Genomic DNA, 19,999 nt, shown 5'->3' with positions numbered 1-19,999 from the left:
ACCCACCTCCCGAATTAATCGTACGTCAGGTTAAAGATCATGTGCGACTCCACCTCACCGGTACTTGTGGTCGATGCGTATTGATAGAAGCGTGCACGATAAGGCAATGTAATGTAACGGGTTTCCTGGGTCTGCAAAGTGCCGATATTATATTTCTTGCTAAATTCCAGCGGGGTGCCATCTTTCAGTACCTGGACGCCAATCCCTTTCGCCGCAGCGTTTCCGCTTTTTTCGTTGATGAGCACGCCCTGAGCGGCAGTGGTGCTTGTCGCCAGGTTGCCGGAAAATGTCGTATGGATATTGGCGAAACCGGATTCACTTACGCCGCCGCTGCACTGCAACTGGATATTAAAATCTTTACCTCCCGCCGTGGTGCCAACGCCATTCAGATCGCTGCGCTTAATCGTACCGATATCAACGTTCATATTCTTACCGCTTAACACGGTACAGGAGGGCGAGACGACGGTGATGGCATTGGCGCTGAGGAACGTTTCAAGGATCGGGTTACTGCCGTTTTCCCAGTCATAAGAGGTATATTTCCCCGCCGCCAGGGTGCCACTGCCGGTCACGCTCGCAGTTTTAATCACTTCCAGCGTAAAGCGGGAGCCTTCCAGTGAATAATTGGTCTGCCTGTTGACATAGGAGGAGTAGACATCCGGGTAGACAATATTGACCGTTGCGCCACCGCGACTAAAACGCAAGCCGATGCCGTCTACGTTTGTCGAATAAATTTTATTCCCCAGGTCGGTGGCTCCGGGCACGACAATTTTCGCCGCAAAACGGTTAGTACCGGCTGAACAGCTATAGCTTGCGCCACCCGACGCCGACATTGTCCAGTCACGGGACACAATCACTGAGCCCACCGGCAGATCCGGCGGAACAACCACTCGCCCGATGGCCATGTCTAATGTCACCGTCGGCTGTGAAAGGCGCGAGCAGAAAGCCCATGCCGACGTTGTCCCCAGCGCCATTAATCCAATAAAAAGCGTCAGTCTTTTACTCAGCGACATAGCGTTTCCTTTGTTTTTGCCTGACTCAGATCCACCGTACATTGCCCGCCATTCCACTTAACCGTGGCCTTTGACGCGCTGGCGTCGCTGATAAACATCATGCTGCCCTGCCCCACAACACCGATCTCTTTTCCGCTCGGGTCAAAAATCGTGGCGGCGAACGGTAACGGCAGGCCATTCGCCTGGCGCGCCTGCACCGTGATGTTGTTTTGCACCGTAGTATTGAAGGCAACTTTGACTACGCTCCCCTCCCACGGCACAACCTGCGCCACGGTACGATCGAAAGCGATATCGTCATTACTGCCTTTCGGGTCAATTTCAACGGCGTTAATCCGGTAAGGCCGCAGATACGGCAGAATGGCGTAGCCGTTGCTGTCAATGCGGGTCCCCGGCGAACCTGGCAACATGGCGCCTGCGGCATCTTTCGCTTCGATCAGCGCCATCGTGGTGCCGCTTTCCGGCGAGAACACCACGCCGTGCTGATGGGCAATCAGCGTCCCGCTGGCGCCCAGCCCGCTCTGACGATACCCTTCGCCCTGGCTATAACTGCCGTTCAGCGTAGTCCACGGGGTACGATAGCTGCCGTTCAGCGCCACATCGTGCTGGCCTCCGGTCGCGGTGGTGGTCGATACGCCGTAGTTGAGGTTGTTTTCACTGTCCAGCGAGCCGTTGACGCCAATCTGCGAGCTGGCGAAGTGCGAGTTGTTGAACGAGGTATTTGACGTCAGATTCGCGGTGCGATTCTCGCCGAACCACAGCGGGTAGCTAAAGTTGAGCGAAACGCGATCGTCGCGACGATGACCGGAGCTGTCCGGCGTATAGACGCGCTGAGCGCTGACCGACCATGAGAGGCGACCGAACACATTGTTATAGCTGAGCTGATACTGCTTCTCCGTGCCTGAACGGTTCCAGTAATCCGAAACCCGACCGCTTAAGTAGAAACCGCCCCAGCCGTCCGGCAGGTTCTGGTTTACGGTAAAGGTCATGCTGTTTTTCTGTCGCCACACGGTGTAGTTGCTGTTGTGGTTCTTTTCCTGATCGACGGCGTACAGCGCGTCGTTCAGGTTGTAGTAGCCTTTGGTGGAGTAACGATACGCCGCCAGGACAATACTGGTCTGCGTTTCGGTGAACATACGGTTAAAGGTGGCGCGGTAGCTCTGACCATGCTCGTCAAGGGTATCGCTCTTCAACCGCGAATGGGTGACATCGAATGACAAGGCGCCGACGCCGGTGTTCATCCCGGTCCCCAACAGGAATGCCTGATAGTCATCAAAACCGGTCACGCCAGCATAGCCGGTGAACAGGTTACTTAAGCCCTGTTGCCAGGTTGCCTGGTAGAGCATCGGTTTATTGCGCAGCGAACTATCATCAACCTTACCGGCAGAGAGCGCATAGCGGGTCATCCCCGGGCGCAGTAATTGCGCTACCGAGGCATAAGGCACGCTGAACACCTGTACCGAGCCATCGGCTTCTTTTACTGAAACCTCAAGGTCGCTGCCATAACCGGAAGGGTAAACATCCTGCAACGTAAACGGCCCCGGCGGCACGGTGGTCTGATAGATAATATTGTTGCCCTGACGTACCGTCACCAGCGCGTTACTTTGCGCCACGCCGCGAATTTCCGGGGCGTAGGAACGCATACCGTCCGGGAACATATTGTCATCGGTCGCCAGATTTACCCCTCGCAGGCCGATGGTGTCGAAAAACTCACCGTTGGTAAAAATCTGCCCACCGCTGACAATCGAGTTAATTTGCGGAATCGGACGTTGCAGGTAGGTCTGGTTACTGTTCCAGTGCGCCTTCCCCTGCTGCTGTTGCCAGTTCAGGTTACCAATGTGTTTGAGCAGCCAGCCGTCCCAGGAAAGACCCGCGTTAACGCCAAGATAGGCGCTGCTGTTATCTGACCCGTTGGCCGATGACGTGTGGCTGTTCCAGGCGTTAGCCATCCAGCCTAAATTCAGCGCCGCAACGCCTTTATCCCAGAACTCCGGGCTGACAAAATTCTTAAAGCGCTGATCTTCGTAGATTTGCGGTACGGAAATATCCAGCCTCAGAGAGGACTGAATCAGGTTGTCGCTGACATTTTCTTCGTTACGCCACTCTTGCAGTCGTCCGCAATAGCCCTCTTTCGCGCTAAGCTGCGGGTTAAATTTTTCTGGCGAGATACCGTATTGCATCAGCATCGCTTTGGTGTAGCAGACGCCCATTTTGCCGTCTTTTCCACGGGTGATATTCAGGTCGTAGCGGCCTTTCCACTCACCATTGGTATACACATCAAGTGAGTAAACACCCTCGGAGATAGCGCTCGTGGAAAAGCGCGACAGATCGACCTTTTCGCGACTGCCGACAATAAAGCCATCGTTAAACTGATAAACCGTTCCTGGGTTTTCCTGGCCGCTTGAAAATGGCGGAAAGCAGTACAGTGCAATCGCAATTGCCGTACTTAATCTTTCCGGGCGGATTGACCTCTGCTTCATGATCGTTTCCCTTATTTAACGGCAACTTTCACTGCGACATCTGCGCCATAGTCATTAATGTTGTTAACAGTCAGGGTCTCGCCTTTGTTCACTGTCGAGGAAAGCACGATAGTCTGACTGGACTGTGGGGCAAACATCACCGTTTTGCTGTTCAGCGCTTTGCCGCCGTCACGAGAGATACGGCTTACGGTGATATAAAAAGGCGTGGGATTGTTGACGGACAGACTGCTGCCGTTGGCGGAAAGCACCAACTTTTCCGCCGCCGCATCACGGTTGCCTAATCCATTCGGACGATAGATAAACTTAAAGCGAGAACGAATCGCCAGTTGCAGGATATTCTGCCCTTCATTTTTCTGGTTAGCCTCTACCGGCGGAATTTCCAGAAGATTCAGCCACCATAATGTCTCTTTATCTTTAGCGAGCCCTGCATTGCTGCCGAGCTTAATACGCAAAGTCTGACCGCTTTTAGCGTCAACGCGGGAAATAGGTGGTGTAATAATAAATGGTGTAGTAATCGTATCCGGCGTCGCATCGGCATTACCGTTATCCAGCCAGGCTTGTGCCAGTGCCGGACGATCTGCGGTATTAGAGAGCTGCACCGTTATTTCTTTTTCATTTCCTGGATAAATAAAGCGGGTGCCATTAACAATAATGTTATTAGCATTAGCCGCAAAACTAAAAATGAAACAGAAAAAAAGGGCAATAAGCTTCATGCTGACCTCTGAATAAAAAATAAGCGGCAGCAGCGGCCGCTTTATTATTGTTTTATACCGCCCCGGCGCGAGGCGGTTTTATCTCTCAGCCGATATTACTGGTAGGTAATTTCGTAAGTCGCATAGCTATTGACCACACCGGTTGTCACGCTGTCAGGCGTGCTGGTGGCATAACCAACATAGTAAGTGAAACGCGCGCCATCCTGAACGGCAGTTGCGTCGCCAGTCGCTTTCGGCTGAGCGGTGTCTCCCGGGATGATTTTCTTGGCCAGCGCGGTGTCGTTATCGGTAGACAGAACCAGTTGGATATCCTTCGCGCCAGCCGCTTCCGTATTGGCCAGGTAGCCCTGTTGTTTGCCGGAAGCGCCCGCCAGCAGGTTGCCGCCGGTCCAGTTCACACCCAGTTTGCTCACGTCATCTTGTTTCGTACCATCAGCCGCCTGGCAGTTAGAAACATCGATGGTGAAAGATTTTGGTTTCAGATAGGTATCCGCAGCCGCAGCTTTAACTTCCGTTAACGTTACCGGAGACAGATAAACATTAGCATCGCTGCCCTGGCCGTTTACGGAAACAGTACAAGATACGTCGGTAACTTTACCGAAGAAATTAACCTGACCGCCGCCGACATTAGTATCAGCAGCATTTGCCGCAGCCATGCCAAAAAATGCAGTCGCGATTGCAGCAGAGAGAAGAACCTTTTTCATTGCCATTTCCTTGTCAGAGTGAATTAAGTATCAATGAGCAAACAGTGAGTTCACACAAAAATCAGAAGCGATATGCGATTCTTACTTGTGCGACTGTTAATAGAAACTTCGACTGACCGGAAGCTGCTATATTTAAGGTATCAAAAACGAACTCGATAAAAACTCGTTGATGCTGTCGGCGTCAAAGAATGCTATTTCGGAGTCAAATATACATTTTTTCATATCTTGATTGAGGCCGTTTAACAGGATTACACCTATTAATCCTCACCTGAAAAATAGAAAAATCCACTCAATGGCATATTGCTATCTTAAAACTTCTACAATTTCTCTCTGTACTGCCTGTCAGTGCTTCACCAATATTGCCAAATAAGATCACCGGTTAAATTCGCGGCGAACCCGGCAAAGAGAAGCCGTTATTCTCCGGTCATAAAACGGAAAGCCAGAGGTTTGTTGCCGATCGCAAAGCGCAAGTGTTCCCCGATGCTGACTCGTCCTGTTCTGGAAAAATCGGAGGAGGATGATGGCGAGAAGCATACCCGGTGAATATACCAACACTATACCAAGTGTGACGGGGGTCGTTGAAAGGGAGTGAACTAAGTGCTTGAATAGTGGCGGAGAGAGGGGGATTTGAACCCCCGGTAGAGTTGCCCCTACTCCGGTTTTCGAGACCGGTCCGTTCAGCCGCTCCGGCATCTCTCCGTTCTGGTGGTTGCCATGATGCCAGGTAATTTGGCATTTTAACAGACCCTGTTCCTGCAATTTTGTTCAAGTGACGAGTTTGCGAGCAAAACGATGATTAAGTGGCCCTGGAAAGTACACGAAACAGACCAGAATGCGGCCTTGCCGTGGGATGACGCCCTGGCAATTCCCCTTCTGGTCAACCTGACCGCGCAAGAGCAAGCCAGATTAATTGCGCTGGCCGAGCGTTTTTTACAGCAAAAAAGGTTGGTCGCTCTTCAGGGATTTGAACTGGATGCGTTGAAAAGCGCGCGTATTGCGCTGCTTTTTTGTCTCCCGGTTCTGGAGTTGGGCATCGAATGGCTCGATGGCTTCCATGAAGTGCTGATCTACCCTGTGCCTTTTGTTGTGGATGATGAATGGGAAGATGATATTGGTCTGGTGCATAACCAGCGCGTTGTCCAGTCCGGGCAAAGCTGGCAGCAAGGCCCAATAATTCTGAACTGGCTTGATATCCAGGACTCCTTTGATGCGTCCGGCTTCAATCTGATTATCCATGAAGTGGCGCATAAACTTGATATGCGCAATGGCGACCGGGCCAGCGGCATCCCGTTGATTCCTCTGCGCGAAGTGGCCAGTTGGGAGCACGATCTCCACGCGGCCATGAACAATATTCAGGATGAAATTGATCTTGTGGGTGAAACCGCATCCAGCATTGATGCTTACGCAGCAACCGACCCTGCTGAATGCTTTGCGGTTCTGTCAGAATACTTCTTCAGCGCCCCGGAACTGTTCGCCCCGCGTTTCCCGGCATTGTGGCAACGTTTTTGTCAGTTTTATCGCCAGGACCCCTTACTGCGACTGCGTGATAACCCAGAAGAGGACAATATACCGACATCACACGTCCATTAAATCGTGGTTTTGAAGATTAATTAACCAATTGAAATGACGTGCGAATTTTACTGTTGACACGTTACAGAGCGGTCAGTATTATTCGCCTCGTTCACACGATTCCTCTGTAGTTCAGTCGGTAGAACGGCGGACTGTTAATCCGTATGTCACTGGTTCGAGTCCAGTCAGAGGAGCCAAATTTAAAGAAGCCCGCTTTTTAGCGGGCTTCTTGCTTTATATCTGATAATCAATGACCGCCTCATCCGACTCCATCACCTGCCGCTTAATATCTTCGACAGACAGCCCCGCATTACACAACTCAATAAACCGCCAGACGTAGTTGCGCTGTAACTGTCCGCGCTTCAGCCCCAGCCAGACGGTATTGGCATCAAATAAATGTCGGGTATCAAGACGCGTCAGCGCCCCCTCTTCCTGCTCGCCGCTGGATTGCTCGGCGACCAATCCAATCCCCAGCCCCAGAGCAACGTACGTTTTGATCACATCAGAATCCTGAGCGCTCAGGACAATATCCGGCAACAACCCTTTGCGGGAGAAGGCTTCATCAATACGGGAGCGCCCTGTAATGCCCTGACGATAAGTGATTAGCGGCCAGTGCGCGATCGCTTCCAGCGTCAGTGGCGAGGTCTGCACCAGGGGATGATTGCGAGGTACTAATAAACTGTGGTGCCAGCGAAACCAGGGAAAGGCCACCAGCAACGGATCATTACTCAGACGCTCACTGGCAATGCCGATATCCGCGCCACCGTTTTGCAACAGCACCTCTATCTCCTGCGGCGTGCCCTGAATAAGCTCCAGTCGGACTTCCGGGAAAATCTCGCGAAAGGCTTTGATCACTTCAGGTAAACTATATCGCGCCTGGGTGTGCGTCGTGGCAATGGTCAGTACGCCAGATGTATCATTGGTGAACAGGTCGGCCAGTCTGCGAACATTGCTGGCCTCATTCAGAATGCGCTCGGCAATGACCAGCAGCGCCTTACCCGGTTCTGTCATCCCGAGCAGGCGCTTGCCGCGCCGGATAAAAATTTCAATACCGAGCTCATCTTCAAGCTCGCGAATATGCCGACTCACTCCCGACTGAGAGGTATAAAGCATATTGGCGACTTCAGTCAGGTTGTAATCCTGACGGGCCGCCTCGCGGATGATTTTAAGTTGCTGGAAATTCACGCTTCGCTCCGAAGACATCAGACATGACGCTATTGTTAAAGTCTGAAGCCCGGCATAACAAATAATAAAAACCTGCATCTTATACCGCGATGGAATAACGCTTAGCTCACCAGCAGAAGCTCACGGTTTTCCAGCATAGGGCGGCTCACCAGCGACATCAGGATCTCTTTCACTGCCTGTGCCTGCGGCGTCAGACTCCCCCTCGCCGACATATTCAGCGACAGCGGTAAACTCATCGACGGCGTGGTGATACGCGCCATCCAGCCATTTGCCGCGCCGCTTAACGATCGGGCTGCCGACTCCGGTAACACCGTCACCCCCATCCCACTGGCGATAGCCGCTGTTAATGTCGCGATGGATTCGATTTCACCAATCACTTTTGCGGTCAATCGGCGTAAGGAAAAGGCCTCATCCACGCGCGAACGAACGGCGCTATAGTCGCGAGGAAGGAAAAGGTTCATCTCCGCAACCGCCGTTAAATCCACGCTCGGCCCAGGGCAATCCCGGGTTCCCACCAGAAAAAGATCTTCTTTCAGCAGCGGCTGGCTGGTAATACCGGCCACCGGAGAACGCTCGTAAAGAACCGCCATATCAAGTTGGCCGCTGAGTAATTTATCATTCAGCACCACCCCGCTGTTTTCATGCAGGTAGACCAACACCTCTGGCAATTCCGCCCGCACGGCCTGTAGCAGCGGCATCGTCACCGACGAGGCAGCCGTTCCCGGCGCCAGACCGATCGACACCTGCCCCCTCAGCGTTTGCCCGACGTTATTAACCGCCAGCTGTGCCTGTTCACACTGACGCAAAATCGTTCGCGCATGGGTATACAGGATTTTTCCTGCTTCAGTCGGCGTCACGCCGCGCTTTGTCCGAATCAACAATTGCTGATCCAGTTCCCCTTCCAGCGTAGCGACCTGCTGGCTGAGTGCGGGTTGCGCAATGTGTAATACTTCAGCGGCCTGCGTCAGGCTACCGATGTCGACGATTTTCACAAAGTATTTCAGTCGTCTGAAGTTCATTTTGCCTCCTGTCAGGAATACCAGTCATGATACTGGCTGTCATGTTATGGAGGATTTTGCAAAAGGCTTGCCAGTTTCTGGCCGACGCTGATTTTTATGCTAACCTGCTGTCAAATAAGAGAATGTGATTACAAGACAACGTTTTTAACGTTAACAACAGTTTCCGATCTGCCCCATAAGAGGTACGTTTGCACCAGAATGGCGCAAAATAGTGGCCGAATGAAAGATCATCGCTTTGTTGATTTTGTCAGCAAACGAACGCGCAATCGCATTTCACCCTTTGACAATGCTCGTGGGCGTCGTTAATATGCGCCCCGTTCACACGATTCCTCTGTAGTTCAGTCGGTAGAACGGCGGACTGTTAATCCGTATGTCACTGGTTCGAGTCCAGTCAGAGGAGCCAAATTTAGAAAAGCCCGCTTTTTAGCGGGCTTTTTGCTTTTCTGTACTCCGAACAACCACAATCAGGTATACGTTCCAGCCGCTTACCGTTTCTGACCGTCATATTGACGACGTTCTGGCGAGCAACACAATAATAAACAAACCGCCAATACCCGCCGTAATAATGCCGACAGGCAGTTCCTGCGAGGTCAGCAACGTTCGGCTGACAATATCGCCGCCGCACAACAGCACAGCCCCCCAGACACCACAAAGAGGCAGTAAAAGCAGATGCTTAACGCCAGAAAAGTACCGACACAGATGTGGCACCATCAGCCCAACAAAGCCGATCACTCCCGTCAGTGCCACTAAGAAAGAGGTCGCCAGCGCGCAGCACAGGAAAATTTCCATCCGCAGGCGGCTGACGTTAATCCCCAGCGATAACGCCGTCTGCTCACCGGCCAGCATGCCATCCAGCGCACGCCATCGCAGCAGAATAAAAGCGCTCAGTAACATCAGGCTCAGTAAGGCAAAAGGCAGATTGCCCCAACTGGCTAATCCCAGGCCGCCCAGTGACCAGAACAGCACGGAACTGGCGGCACGTTGATCGCCAGAAAAAATGAAATAGCTGGTTAACGCGCCAAACAGAAAGGAGATAGCAAGCCCACTGATAATTAACTGCTCAGCCCCGCGTTGCTTTTTGAAGTGGAACAGTAATATCACCGCCATAGCGGAGCAGATCCCACCAACAAATGCCGATACGGGGAGCGTCAGCGTGCCAAGCTGATTGCCGAATCGGGTAATGACCAGTACCGCGCCCGCCGATGCGCCCGATGACAGCCCAAATAAAAATGGATCGGCAAGATCATTACGTGTGGTGGTCTGCAACAACGCGCCCACTATCGCCAGCCCTGCCCCTGTAAGTACAGAGAGCAGCGTCCTCGGCACGCGTAAGTCAATCACAATTCTGCTGACCATATCCGATACCGGCACATCTGCAATCCCCATCGCCCCCAGCACCTGCAACAGCGATAACGAAACAGCGCCTTTGGCAATACTGAGTAACATTAGTCCTGCCAGTACCACCACCGCGCTCCACATCGCCCAGTGGTAACGGTACGAAGTGAAACTCATTGTGCAGCCGTCTGATACATGGCCCGCGCCAGTTTTTCTACTGCTTTGACATTCGCAGGGCCTGGCGTCAGTTCAGCATATTGCAGCTTCAGATAACGTTGGTGTTTCACCGCTGGCGTGAGTTTCATCAACGGGTGATTTTCCAGGAAGTGACGAAGCTCATCAGCCCCACTTCCCGTTTGATAATCCAGCAGAATGATAAAGTCCGGCTCAGCGGCAGCCACACTTTCCCAGGAAGTTGTGCCCCAACTGATATCCAGCGCCTCCATCGCATTTTTACCACCAGCCGCTTCAATAATGGCGTCAGGCATCGCGTATTTCCCGCTAGTAAAAGGTTTATCCTCTCCCGAATCATAAACAAACACGCTTAATGGTCGGGTTCCTTTCGGCGGTTTGGGCAGCACCTCCAGCGTCTTTTTCCAGTGATTAACCAGCGCCCGAGCGTCATCTTGCTTACCAAAAATCTTCCCCAGCGTCAGTACGTCATTATAAAGTAGATCCATACTGGCTTTACGCTTATGCGCGGCAGTAAAGACGCAACTTTCGCTCAGAACAAAAGTCTTGATGCCATATTTATTGAGTGAAGAAGGCGTCACTTCACCCCCTACTTTCATGCCATAATTCCAGCCTGCGAAAAAGAAATCTGGATTAACCGCCAGCAATGTTTCCAGAGAGGGATATTTTGGTGCCAGTTCAGGGATCGACCCCATTGCTTTTTTAAATTCCGGCGTCATTTTGTACCACCCGCTGATACCGGTCAGACCGACGATACGATCCTGTAAATTCAGAGCGAACGCCATTTCAGACATATTAAGGTCATTAATAATCGCTCGCTTTGGCGGTTCCGTGAACGTCACGGGTGTTCCACAACTCTCTATGGTGACAGGAAAATCCGCAGCCTCTACTGCCGATACCGACAAAATAGCAACCATGCCTGCAAGCAATTTTTTCATCACAATCCTCAGATATTTATTATGCATAGCCAGGAACTTCAAAAATACGTAACGCTTTCCCCGTATCAGGGTGTGGTACGGTAAAGCAGGTCAACCCAAAAACGGGATAAAGGTTTTCAGACACCAGCACACGCTCCGGTGTGTCGCAGAGCACCATTCTTCCCTGCGACAGAAGAAGAACGCGGTCAGCAAAAGATTCAATCAGCGACAGATCGTGCAATACCGCCACCACCGTTATCCCCTTGTTTTTCACCAACGAAAGCAGTTCCACCCGACCGGAGGGATCCAGATGGTTGGTTGGCTCATCAAGCAGCACCAGGCTCGGCATCTGAGCTAACACCCGCGCCAGCGCCGCCCGCTGCCTTTCTCCGCCAGAAAGCGCAGACAGCGACCGCTTTCGCAACGCCAGTAATCCCGTCTCTTTAATGGCCTTCGTCACGATGGCATCATGCCTGTCGCGTAGTGCATCCTGGGCGTGCGGGATACGCCCCAGCGCCACATAATCCTCAAGAGCCAGCCTCAGATCGGGCGTATCATTTTGCGCCAGAACGGCGATCTGCTTTGCCCGCTGCTGCCGCGACAGCGCCGAAACAGACCGGCCCAGTAGTTGAATATCGCCCTTCTGAAGGGGGAGTTCCTGACTTATTGCCCTCAGTAAAGACGTTTTACCGCTGCCGTTAGGCCCAATAACAGCCAGGCATTTCCCTTCCTCAACCTCAAAGCGAATTGCACAAAGCAGTTCTCCGCCTCCGGGTCGCTGTAGCGACGCAATATTGACGCTTAGAGCACTCGCCGGGTTATCACTGGATGCGACGAATTGCACAATACTTAACCTCTTCCATGATCGAACCATTAATTGGATATGTTATATCATAACAATTAGCGTTAACAACCCTGAGATACAAGGCGATTTCAACCGGGGCTCCGTACTATTTTTCATCTTGTCTGCGCGTGACGGATAAAATCATTTTCTCTTTCCGTCTGTCGCGGTAGTCTCATAAAGGCCGTTAATATGTCGGCAGCAATATGAGTCATCATTTCTCCATACTAATAACTAAAAAAACAGCACAGACAGGATAACTATGGATTCCACCCTCACCTCCACGCGTCCCCAGGATGAGACGCCTTCGCTTAATCGCGCGCGCCGCGCCGCATTAGGAAGCTTCGCTGGCGCAGTCGTCGACTGGTACGATTTTCTGCTCTATGGCATCACCGCTGCCCTGGTGTTTAATCGTGAATTCTTCCCGCAAATCAGCCCGGCGATGGGCACACTCGCGGCGTTTGCCACCTTCGGCGTTGGCTTTCTGTTTCGCCCGCTGGGGGGTGTGATCTTCGGCCACTTCGGCGATCGTCTGGGCCGCAAGCGTATGCTGATGCTGACCGTATGGATGATGGGTATCGCTACCGCACTGATTGGCATCCTCCCTTCTTTCGCCACTATAGGCTGGTGGGCGCCGGTATTACTGGTGATATTACGGGCTGTTCAGGGTTTTGCCGTCGGTGGCGAATGGGGTGGCGCGGCATTGCTGTCGGTTGAAAGCGCGCCGGAGAACAAAAAAGCGTTTTACAGCAGCGGCGTTCAGGTGGGTTATGGCGTAGGGCTGCTGCTCTCGACCGGTCTGGTCTCGCTGATCAGCACGCTGACGACCGATGAACAGTTTCTGAGTTGGGGCTGGCGCATCCCATTCTTGTTTAGCATTATTCTGGTGCTTGGCGCCTTATGGGTGCGCAATGGCATGGAAGAGTCCGCCGAATTTGAACAGCAAAAACAGGAAACACCACCGGCGAAAAAACGCTTGCCGGTCATGGAGGCGTTGAGCCGCCACCCTGGCGCATTTCTGAAAATCATCGGCCTGCGCCTGTGCGAGCTGCTGACGATGTATATCGTCACCGCGTTCGCCCTGAACTACTCCACCCAAAATCTGGGCCTTCCGCGTGAGCTTTTTCTGAATATTGGTCTGCTGGTGGGGGGACTAAGCTGCCTGACGATTCCCTGCTTTGCCTGGCTTGCGGACCGCTTCGGTCGTCGGCGTGTCTATATTACAGGTGCCTTAATCGGTACGCTCAGCGCATTCCCGTTTTTTATGGCGCTTGAAGCCCAGTCAATCTTCTGGATTGTGTTCTTCTCCATCATGCTGGCCAATATTGCTCATGATATGGTGGTCTGCGTACAGCAGCCGATGTTTACCGGCATGTTCGGTGCAGGTTATCGCTACAGCGGTGCCGGAGTCGGTTACCAGGTCGCCAGCGTCGTGGGCGGCGGGTTCACTCCCTTTATCGCCGCCGCACTGGTCACCTTCTCCGATGGGAACTGGCACAGCGTTGCCATTTACCTGCTGGCAGGCTGCCTGATCTCTGCCGTTACGGCGCTGTTGATGAAAAATAAACCACACGTCTAATCCCTGTACGGGGGCCGTCTGGCCTCCGTCTGTTCTTACGCAACGTCTGACTTTTGTTTCACATTCCTGTGACATACTATCGGGAGAGCAGTACACCTGTGGAACAAGGAGACAGACATGAATAATAAGGGCGCCGGCCTGACCCCGTCTCAGGCGCTGGATAAACTGGACGAACTCTACGAGCAATCGGTTCAGGCTCTGCGTAACGCAATTGGTAAGTATGTTGAAAACGGGGAGCTTCCAGACATTACAGCCCGAAATAATGGCCTTTTTGTTTACCCATCGCTTTCCGTCTCCTGGAGCGGTAATGCGACGAATCCCCCCAAGACCCGCGCCTATGGCCGTTTTACCCATGCTGGCTGCTACACCACAACCATCACCCGTCCTGCGCTGTTTCGCCCTTACCTTGAAGAGCAATTAACGCTGCTGTATCAGGATTATGACGCGCATATTGCGGTTGAACCGTCCCATCATGAAATTCCGTATCCTTATGTCATTGACGGTTCCGAGCTGTCGCTTGACCGCTCCATGAGCGCCGGATTGACGCGCTTTTTCCCCACCACTGAACTGGCGCAGATTGGCGACGAGACCGCAGACGGTTTGTTCCACCCCGGTGAGTTTTATCCGCTCTCTCACTTCGACGCGCGCCGTGTCGATTTCTCGCTGGCGCGACTGCGTCACTACACGGGGACGCCGGTTGAACATTTTCAGCCCTTTGTTCTGTTTACCAACTACACCCGCTATGTAGACGAATTTGTGCGCTGGGGATGCAGCCAGATTCTGGACCCGGACAGTCCCTATATCGCACTTTCCTGTGCTGGCGGGATCTGGATCACCGCAGAAACCGAGGCTCCCGAAGAAGCCATCTCCGATCTGGCGTGGAAAAAACACCAGATGCCAGCCTGGCACCTGATTACGGCTGACGGCCAGGGGATTACGCTGGTGAATATTGGCGTCGGGCCGTCAAACGCCAAAACTATTTGCGATCACCTGGCGGTACTGCGCCCGGACGTCTGGCTGATGATTGGTCACTGCGGCGGTCTGCGTGAAAGCCAGGCGATTGGCGACTATGTGCTGGCGCACGCCTACTTACGTGACGATCATGTGCTCGATGCCGTACTGCCGCCCGATATTCCCATCCCCAGCATCGCAGAAGTTCAGCGCGCGCTGTATGACGCCACGAAAATGGTGAGCGGCATGCCTGGCGAAGAGGTTAAGCAGCGGCTGCGTACCGGTACGGTCGTCACCACCGATGATCGTAACTGGGAGTTGCGCTACTCCGCCTCCGCATTGCGTTTCAACCTGAGCCGCGCCGTCGCCATTGATATGGAAAGCGCCACAATTGCCGCCCAGGGCTATCGCTTCCGCGTACCTTACGGCACGCTATTGTGCGTCTCCGACAAACCGTTACACGGTGAGATTAAACTTCCCGGCCAGGCTAACCGTTTCTATGAAGGTGCGATTTCGGAGCACCTGCAAATCGGCATTCGCGCCATTGATCTGTTACGCGCAGAAGGCGATCGCCTGCACTCACGTAAACTGCGCACATTCAACGAACCGCCGTTCCGTTAAGGCATGAAGGTGTCTATGAGCAACCCAACTCCCCTTTCCGCCCTGCGTAATCTCCTGATTACACAGGGGCTGGATGGCATGATCGTTCCTCGCGCCGATGCTCATCAAAGCGAGGACTGTACGCCACACGATAATAAACTGGCCTGGTTAACGGGCTTTAGCGGTTCTGCCGGACTGGCGTTAGTGCTTCGCGACCGCGCATTGCTGTTTGTGGATGGCCGCTACCAGGTTCAGGCCCGCGCCGAAGTCGATCGTAATGATTTTGAAATTCATCACCTGCATAACGAGCCGCTTGCGGAGTATTTGCAGGAACAGGTTGCCTCCAGCGCACGTATTGCCTTCGAACCTCTGCTGATGGTCAACAGCCAGTTTGAGACACTCTCAGCCACCCACTGCGAACTGGTGGCGTTAGACAGCGATCCGTTCGACGTTGTATGGCAAAACCGCCCTGCCGCCCCCTGCGGCATCATCCGGGAAATGCCCGTTGAAATCAGCGGTGAAAGCAGCGCGCAGAAACGCGCGCGCATTCTCGACGAACTGGCAAAACAGCAGGCGGATTACCTGCCGATCACCCTGCCGGATAATATCGCCTGGACGCTGAACGTGCGCGGCAGCGACCTCAACATGGTGCCTGTTCCCTTCTCGTTTGCGTTATTGCACCGCACGGGCGAACTGGAATGGTTCGTTGATGAAAAGAAAACTCAGCCGTTACCTGCAAGTTTGCTCAGCACGCTGACCATTTCCCCGCCGGGTGAGTTCCTTGCACGCTGTCAGCAACGCGCGGCCGGAAAGCGTTTCCTGGTTGATAAAGATTTCGCCCCGGTCGCCCTGCGCTTCGCTATTGAGCAGCATGGCGGTGACGTCATCTGGTCAGCAGATCCGATTACGCTGATGAAAGCGCACAAGAACGAAACCGAGCTGGCAGGATACCGCGAATGCCATGAGCAGGACGGCGCCGCCTGGGTTAATTTCCTCGCCTGGCTGGCGCACGAAGTGCCGCTGCGTGAAGCCGCAGGCAATCCGATAACGGAGCTGGAAGCCCAGGAAAAACAGCTGGCTTATCGCCAGCAACAACCGGGATTTCTTGAGCAGAGCTTTAACACCATTTCTGCATCGGCAGGCAATGCCGCCATGTGCCACTATCATTCAAGCGAGAAAACAAACGCGCCAGTCACAACCCAGGAGATGTATCTGAACGATTCGGGCGGTCAATATCAGAACGGTACGACAGACACGACCCGTACCCTCGCATTTGGGCCGCAGGAGCCGCAGCGTCGGTTACACTACACCGCTGTGTTGAAGGGCTTTTTGTCGCTGATTACCCTGCAATTCCCCAGCGGAACTCAGGGACACCAGCTTGACGCCTTTACCCGCCGGGCGCTTTGGGATCTTGGTCTGGATTACGATCACGGTGCGGGACACGGCGTAGGCCATCAGCTATTGATTCATGAGCAGCCACACCGTATCGCCAAAAAAGTGAACCCCTGGCCGCTGGTGGCGGGCAACATCATTACGATAGAGCCGGGCTATTACCTCGCCGGACAATACGGTATCCGCATTGAAAATCAGGTCGAAATTGTCGAAAGCCGCCCTGGTTTCTGCAAATTCTCCACACTGACGCTGGTGCCGATCGACTTAAGTCTCGTGGAATTACATCTGCTTAGCGAGGCAGAAAAACTGTGGATTGATGAGTACCATCAGCAGATAAGAGAAACATTATCCCCTCGCGTAGAAAGCAACGCCCGCCCGTGGCTGTTCGCCGCCACCGCTCCCATACGGGTGCGCGCAAATTAACCCTGTATGCTGAAAACCAAAAGCCCGCTAAAAGTGGGCTTTTTGGGTAGAGGGTCGGGTTTGTGCCAGGTATAGTCATTCACACCCTGAGAGTTACACTTTTAAGTGATTCAGGGTATGCCCTTATTGGTTACGAATATTGTGCCAGAATCATGTGATTTGATGATTGCCGCTTTGCTTTCGAGCCAGTAAGTGCTCCACGTTCGCTAACGAATACTCAGGGCATGCAGAAAAAACTGCTGACTATATTTCTTTCGAAGAGCGTGGAATGCATACCAATCCCCGATAAAAAGGAGTTGGTGATGACTGCGAAAGATCAGTTTGCTGCTCATGTTGGTCTGGACTGGGCAGATAAAAAACACGATGTCTGCGTTCAGTTTAAAAACGGTGATCGCATATTTCATGTGATTGAACATACGCCTGAGGCACTTGATATCTAGCTCAATGAGTTACACCAGAGGGCGAAAGGCAGGATTGCTATTGCCGTTGAGCTGAAGAAAGGCCCGGTGGTGTATGCACTCCAGAAGTACCCATTTGTCACTGTTTTTCCAGTACACGCGTTGTCACTGGCCCGCTACCGACAGGCTTTCTGGCCCAGCGGTGCGAAGGATGATCCGCAGGATGCTGAGCTGGCATTAGACCTGATGCTACGTTATCCCCACAAGATAAAAGCCATTGAAGCCGACAATCCGGATATCCGATTACTCCAGCAATTAGTTGAGCAGCGACGACTGCTGGTCGAAGACAAGCGTCGCTTTGTTAATCGGCTCATCAATACGCTTAAGCAGTATTACCCCCAGCTCCTGGAATGGTTCTCCCATCGGGACAGCTCACTGTTCTGTGAGCTAATCATTCGCTGGCCGAGTCTGCAACAACTCAAACGTGCTCGCAGCGATACTGTCCGTCATTTTATGAATGCTAAAGGTGGTCCTGCTGTTGCATATACCGAACAGCGGGTTGCAAGTATTGCCAGCGCTATTCCCCTGACCACAGATAAAACTGTCATCGAGGCAAATGCATTGATGGCAACAGCACTTGCATCCCAAATCAAACTGACAGGCGACCTAATCAGAACCTACGACGAACGTATTGAATCCTTATTCGATACGCTTCCGGATGCAGAACTGTTCAAATCACTCCCTGGAATGGGCCCGTGTATGAGCCCACGGATGCTTGCCGCACTGGGTGATAACCGCGACCGCTTCAACAGCGCAGAAGAAATTCAAAACTACGCTGGCATCGCACCAGTAACCGAGCGAAGTGGTCAAAAATCCTGGGTACACTGGCGTTGGCAGTGCGCAAAGTTCGTCCGACAGACATTCGTGGAATGGACTGCGAAGACGGTTAACTCATCGTACTGGGCCAGACTTTATTACCAGGGCCAGCGAGAAAAAGGGAAATCTCATCAGTCAGCGATCCGGGCTCTGGCGTTTAAATGGATAAGGATCATTTACCGTTGTTGGAAGACCAAAACCCGGTACGACGAAGCGAAATACTTGCTGGCACTGGAAGCGCGAAAGTCGCCCTTACTGAAGCCATAAAAAGCTTGTCGAATGTCTCAGGGCGTGAAGCGGACGCTTGCTCCGTACGGAGCAAGGCCGGAAATCTTCAGACCTTCAAATCAAAACAGTATCGTATTTCACATAGTTTAATTAAATACCTAAGCGATATCGCTGTTCATCCGATAGTGGATTTTTTATAGCCTCTTGATACGCTGCCTCACATTTGAGCCAAAATTCATTATGGGATGTACGTAACTCAATTCCAACAAGTGCATCAAATCTAACCCAAAAAAGATATCTCACTGCACCCAAACTTAACGAGCTCTGGAAACATGTTGGGTTGTGTGTTTTTGAGTCAAAAGGGACAATAAGTCCTCCATGTTTTGCAAAATCATGTTCTCCGTATGTATCTCGATAAGTCTGGTAGATTGGATCTATATCAATGTGTAGAAAAATAATATTCCTGCTTGTTTTCCCTATAGCAAATTCGCAAGCTTCTAATGGGCGAGGGCCGCCTGCTTCTGCAATTTGGCAGCATAAAATTTTGGAAAAATATCTAAACACATTGAGGTAAGCTTCTGAGTCCAAATTATACTGTGGCATATTAAACACCTCGGAAGGATCCCTGCCTTCCGATAAAAGCGATGACACTAAAGTGTGAAATCGATCAAATTCCTGATCTGCAGGCTGCGTGCGTGAGCCATTGCATAAAGAGCACATTCGTACCGAAAAATGGAAAGCCTTAGACTTAGGACCTTGTGCTGCACGAAGAATACCACCATCATCAAAATTTCCAATGACCATTGCATTGCTTCCAAAAATTTTTCTCAACGCCGAAGCTTTTATTTTGTGCTCTCCGGTGAGAGAACCACTAGACCCGCATAAGCAACAGGCTTCAGTCTGATACGATTTAAAGAATATTTCCATAAGACCACCTAATGTGTATGAGGTTCTTTAGGGGTAGATACTTAGTCAGCGACACGATAAGTATTCCAGAAAGTCGCGTTATTGACATTTGAATCCTCTTTCAATCTATAAGTTAATATCCTCTTTCGCTCGCTGCGTACCTACAGCTCAGGTAACTTGTCCGCTTCGTGCGAGGAGCGGACATAAATAGCATTGATATGCGTTAAGTCGCTTTATAATAAAATTCTGAAAGAGGAGATTAGGCTGTAAAAAAACATAACTGCAAATAATACAATAATGATGAACATAAGCCAGACAGCACACATTACTAAGCTCTGAACTCCGCGTGGCGCTCCCCACGGTTTCGACAATTGAACTATAACCCAGATGAATCCGGCTACCAAACAGCAACCTACAGCTAGTCCAGTAAGGGATAAAATTGTCGCTCCAAAAAAATTTTCTACATTCAACTTGCCAGTCCCAGCGACTAAGGTTAAAACCCCAGCAGTGACCGTTGCTACTGATACGCCCGCAAGGGTTGCTATATCGGCGATAACAGCCAGCCTATCTTTGGCATTCCCTTTTGCCAGTGTTGCTAATATTGTTTTCATCCAATCGAAAGACCTGTTATGTGTTAATTAAAAATATAACCTACTGTTTTATTGTATCTAACTTTTCTTCTCT

Annotated in this window: 15 protein-coding genes, 3 tRNA genes and 1 pseudogene; 7 read left to right on the top strand and 12 right to left on the bottom strand. The window is 51.9% G+C overall.

The genetic code is table 11. The features are described from left to right. Positions 1 to 14: 14 nt before the first annotated feature. The 5 genes from OGV83_RS13025 to OGV83_RS13005 all read right to left on the bottom strand — a co-directional run bounded on the left by OGV83_RS13025 (position 15) and on the right by OGV83_RS13005 (position 5,603). On the bottom strand, positions 15 to 1,010 hold the full coding sequence (locus OGV83_RS13025) for a fimbrial protein (RefSeq protein WP_012131868.1): 996 nt from the start codon (positions 1,008 to 1,010) through the stop codon (positions 15 to 17). After that, positions 1,001 to 3,487 (bottom strand): fimbria/pilus outer membrane usher protein, encoded by a 2,487-nt coding sequence (locus tag OGV83_RS13020; RefSeq protein WP_286463753.1) that lies wholly within the window; start codon positions 3,485 to 3,487, stop codon positions 1,001 to 1,003. Before OGV83_RS13020 ends, OGV83_RS13025 begins: the two co-directional genes overlap by 10 nt. 11 nt (positions 3,488 to 3,498) lie before the next feature. Beyond that, positions 3,499 to 4,200 carry a fimbrial biogenesis chaperone gene (locus OGV83_RS13015; RefSeq protein ID WP_058669310.1) on the bottom strand — a complete coding sequence of 234 codons (702 nt, stop codon included), beginning with the start codon at positions 4,198 to 4,200 and terminating at the stop codon, positions 3,499 to 3,501. Positions 4,201 to 4,295: 95 nt separating this feature from the next. Beyond that, positions 4,296 to 4,904, bottom strand: coding sequence for a fimbrial protein (locus tag OGV83_RS13010; protein WP_104868512.1), 609 nt, complete (start codon positions 4,902 to 4,904; stop codon positions 4,296 to 4,298). 609 nt (positions 4,905 to 5,513) lie between these two features. Next, positions 5,514 to 5,603: transfer RNA gene (locus OGV83_RS13005), tRNA-Ser, on the bottom strand. Between the two features lie 93 nt (positions 5,604 to 5,696). Here OGV83_RS13005 and mtfA point away from each other — a divergent pair. Together mtfA and OGV83_RS12995 are read left to right on the top strand one after the other, a co-directional pair. Then, on the top strand, positions 5,697 to 6,494 hold the full coding sequence (mtfA, locus tag OGV83_RS13000; protein ID WP_012131863.1) for a DgsA anti-repressor MtfA: 798 nt from the start codon (positions 5,697 to 5,699) through the stop codon (positions 6,492 to 6,494). Positions 6,495 to 6,594: 100 nt separating this feature from the next. Then, a tRNA-Asn gene (locus tag OGV83_RS12995) sits at positions 6,595 to 6,670 on the top strand. A 37-nt stretch (positions 6,671 to 6,707) separates the two neighbouring features. Here OGV83_RS12995 and cbl read toward each other — a convergent pair. Together cbl and nac are read right to left on the bottom strand one after the other, a co-directional pair. Continuing rightward, the gene (cbl, locus tag OGV83_RS12990) at positions 6,708 to 7,658 is read right to left on the bottom strand and encodes an HTH-type transcriptional regulator Cbl (protein ID WP_286463750.1); all 951 of its coding nucleotides are present in this window, start codon (positions 7,656 to 7,658) and stop codon (positions 6,708 to 6,710) included. Between the two features lie 101 nt (positions 7,659 to 7,759). Then, positions 7,760 to 8,677 (bottom strand): nitrogen assimilation transcriptional regulator NAC, encoded by a 918-nt coding sequence (nac, locus tag OGV83_RS12985; protein ID WP_047462844.1) that lies wholly within the window; start codon positions 8,675 to 8,677, stop codon positions 7,760 to 7,762. 327 nt (positions 8,678 to 9,004) lie between these two features. Between nac and OGV83_RS12980 the strand changes: the two genes are divergently transcribed. Next, positions 9,005 to 9,080: transfer RNA gene (locus OGV83_RS12980), tRNA-Asn, on the top strand. A 98-nt stretch (positions 9,081 to 9,178) separates the two neighbouring features. Here the strand turns inward: OGV83_RS12980 and OGV83_RS12975 are convergent. From OGV83_RS12975 to OGV83_RS12965, 3 genes are read right to left on the bottom strand one after another with little or no spacing between them, the layout of a single operon-like run. Beyond that, positions 9,179 to 10,189 carry a FecCD family ABC transporter permease gene (locus OGV83_RS12975; RefSeq protein WP_104868510.1) on the bottom strand — a complete coding sequence of 337 codons (1,011 nt, stop codon included), beginning with the start codon at positions 10,187 to 10,189 and terminating at the stop codon, positions 9,179 to 9,181. Beyond that, on the bottom strand, positions 10,186 to 11,142 hold the full coding sequence (locus OGV83_RS12970; RefSeq protein WP_286463747.1) for an ABC transporter substrate-binding protein: 957 nt from the start codon (positions 11,140 to 11,142) through the stop codon (positions 10,186 to 10,188). Before OGV83_RS12970 ends, OGV83_RS12975 begins: the two co-directional genes overlap by 4 nt. Positions 11,143 to 11,161: 19 nt before the next feature. Then, positions 11,162 to 11,995, bottom strand: coding sequence for an ABC transporter ATP-binding protein (locus OGV83_RS12965; RefSeq protein ID WP_233599421.1), 834 nt, complete (start codon positions 11,993 to 11,995; stop codon positions 11,162 to 11,164). 229 nt (positions 11,996 to 12,224) lie between these two features. Between OGV83_RS12965 and shiA the strand changes: the two genes are divergently transcribed. The 4 genes and pseudogenes from shiA to OGV83_RS12945 all read left to right on the top strand — a co-directional run bounded on the left by shiA (position 12,225) and on the right by OGV83_RS12945 (position 18,448). After that, positions 12,225 to 13,541: a shikimate transporter gene (shiA, locus tag OGV83_RS12960; protein WP_012131820.1), complete on the top strand. Its 1,317-nt coding sequence runs from the start codon at positions 12,225 to 12,227 to the stop codon at positions 13,539 to 13,541. A 117-nt stretch (positions 13,542 to 13,658) separates the two neighbouring features. Then, the gene (locus tag OGV83_RS12955; protein ID WP_110494095.1) at positions 13,659 to 15,113 is read left to right on the top strand and encodes an AMP nucleosidase; all 1,455 of its coding nucleotides are present in this window, start codon (positions 13,659 to 13,661) and stop codon (positions 15,111 to 15,113) included. A gap of 15 nt (positions 15,114 to 15,128) precedes the next feature. Beyond that, a complete protein-coding gene (locus tag OGV83_RS12950; protein WP_286463743.1) occupies positions 15,129 to 16,907 on the top strand; it encodes an aminopeptidase P family protein in 1,779 nt (592 codons plus the stop codon). Between the two features lie 302 nt (positions 16,908 to 17,209). Next, positions 17,210 to 18,448: pseudogene (locus OGV83_RS12945) on the top strand (IS110 family RNA-guided transposase). A 111-nt stretch (positions 18,449 to 18,559) separates the two neighbouring features. Here the strand turns inward: OGV83_RS12945 and OGV83_RS12940 are convergent. Next, complete coding sequence (locus OGV83_RS12940) at positions 18,560 to 19,336, bottom strand: hypothetical protein (protein WP_248623242.1); 777 nt, start codon at positions 19,334 to 19,336, stop codon at positions 18,560 to 18,562. Positions 19,337 to 19,548: 212 nt separating this feature from the next. Next, a complete protein-coding gene (locus OGV83_RS12935) occupies positions 19,549 to 19,926 on the bottom strand; it encodes a helix-turn-helix domain-containing protein (protein WP_248623241.1) in 378 nt (125 codons plus the stop codon). Positions 19,927 to 19,999 lie beyond the last annotated feature (73 nt).

It is taken from the genome of Citrobacter sp. CK189 (assembly GCF_030333505.1).
GTDB classification, from domain to species: domain Bacteria; phylum Pseudomonadota; class Gammaproteobacteria; order Enterobacterales; family Enterobacteriaceae; genus Citrobacter_B; species Citrobacter_B koseri.
This window is presented reverse-complemented; position numbering and strand designations above follow the sequence as displayed.